This window comes from Romboutsia sp. 13368 (assembly GCF_018336475.1).
GTDB lineage: Bacteria > Bacillota > Clostridia > Peptostreptococcales > Peptostreptococcaceae > Romboutsia.
This window is the reverse complement of the sequence record NZ_CP048741.1, coordinates 1,371,979-1,373,861: the sequence shown is the minus strand read 5'-3', so window position 1 is coordinate 1,373,861 and position 1,883 is coordinate 1,371,979. Positions and strand designations below refer to the sequence as shown.

The following is a 1,883-nucleotide window of genomic DNA, read 5'->3' as shown; positions in this document are numbered from 1 at the left end:
ATTATATATGTATTAATTATTATGGTATAATACAAAAGCGAAAAAATAAAACAGCTAAGGAGAAATTATGGACAAGAATAAAATGAAAAAGATATTATTTATAAACTTTATAACAATGGCCACATTTAATATGGCACATCCAGTAACTCCATCTCTTATAAATGCATTAAGTATGCCAACATATATGTTTGGTATACTATATTCAACAATGTCAATAGCTCACTTTGTAATGTCTCCTATATGGGGAGCAATGTCTGACCAAAAAGGAAGAAAAAGATTTTTAGTTATTGGTGTTATTGGTTATGGATTTAGCCAACTAGGGTTTGGATTTATAGGAAGTACACCACTTATACTTTTATTTAGAATAACAGGTGGTGCAATGTCAGTGGCATTTATAACTACATGTATAGCATATGTAAGTGATATATCTTCAAAAGAAGAAAGAACAAAATATATGTCATACCATACAGCTACAACATCTATAGCTAGTTCTGCTGGAGCTTTATTAGGAGGATTCTGTGGAGGCTATGGATATAAACTTGCATTTTTAGTGCAGTTTATACTATGCTTGGTAGTTGCAGGAATAATATACTTTATGGTAGATGAAACTATTGATAAAAAAGAAGGTAAAATAGAAATTTATACAAAGCATCTTAAAAAAGGAAATAAAGGTACTAAATTAAATCCTATGTTAGGTACAATGATGATAGTTATGACATTAATAAGTATAGCAGCAACTTCATATAGCTCAACAATAAATTATTATGTGGAATCAGTTCTTAACATGCCGACGATGGTAAATGGTATAGTTATGGCTATTGCAGGAGTTATAGCTTTAATTATGAATGTATGGTTAAATCCTTATTTAAGTAAAAAGTTTAATGAAAATTATACTTTAGTAGTTACTTGCGTAATAGCAGGTATAAGTATGGTAGTTGCTTCACTATTTAACAACATAATACTTAGCTTTATATTTATAATGATATTTGTTGGAAGTAGTGCTTTAGTTACGCCAATACAGCAAAGTATAGTATCAAAACTTGCTAAGGATAATTATGGAGAGATAATGGGAATACAAGGTTCTTACAAGGCTATTGGTATGATTGTAGGTTCTTTAGCTTCTGGATTTATATTTGATATAGGAAATAAGTTACCGTTTATATTAAGTGGAATATGTTGTTTAATAGTATGTGTTTTGGTATATAGAGTTTCATTTAAAGAAAAAATTGAAAAACTTAGTGCATAGGTAAAAGGGACTATCTCAAAATTGAGGTTAGTCCCTTTTCTTATTTTTTAGAAATATAATAACTATTCTTAACACTTATAAAATAAATACATTGTATAATATAATATCATTTTGAAACTAATATAGATAAGAAAAGTATAWATTAACTTAAATTATTATATGTAGGATAAATTTATAATCTCATTTTAACATGAGGTATACCAACCTCATCATAGACAGGAGAAATTTCTTTAAAACCTATAGATTCATATAATCCCTTGATATAAGTTTGAGCAGATAAAGTTATATGTTGTTCATGAAGATTGTACATTATAAAGTCTACACAAGATTTCATCATACTTTTAGCAAGGCCTTCACCCCTATGAGAAGGAAGTACTAATACACGACCTATTGATGTATCATCATAAGGACTATGGGACTTTGGAATAATTCTAGCATAAGCAACTATTTTTCCATTCTCTTCTTTAAAAACATGAAAACTWTCTTTATCTACATCATCAAAATCATTCTCACTAGTTATTTTTTGTTCACAAGCAAAAACCTCATATCTAGCTTTAGCTATTTCATACATATTATCTACACTTAAATCATTAAAATGTTTTATTTTAAACATACTACAACCCCTTTATTAATTTTT

At 28.0% G+C, this 1,883-nt stretch carries 2 protein-coding genes; one reads left to right on the top strand and one right to left on the bottom strand.

What is annotated here, in order from left to right; genetic code table 11:
• Window positions 1–67 precede the first annotated feature (67 nt).
• Window positions 68–1,246 (top strand): MFS transporter, encoded by a 1,179-nt coding sequence (locus G3997_RS05575; protein ID WP_296644166.1) that lies wholly within the window; start codon window positions 68–70, stop codon window positions 1,244–1,246.
• A gap of 172 nt (window positions 1,247–1,418) precedes the next feature.
• Here the strand turns inward: G3997_RS05575 and G3997_RS05570 are convergent, their stop codons facing one another.
• Window positions 1,419–1,859: a GNAT family N-acetyltransferase gene (locus tag G3997_RS05570; RefSeq protein ID WP_296644162.1), complete on the bottom strand. Its 441-nt coding sequence runs from the start codon at window positions 1,857–1,859 to the stop codon at window positions 1,419–1,421.
• Window positions 1,860–1,883: the final 24 nt, after the last annotated feature.

Excerpts from the sequence above, each read along its gene's own strand:
- G3997_RS05575 (WP_296644166.1), top strand. The coding sequence starts at position 68 with ATGGACAAGAATAAAATGAAAAAGATATTATTTATAAACTTTATAACA.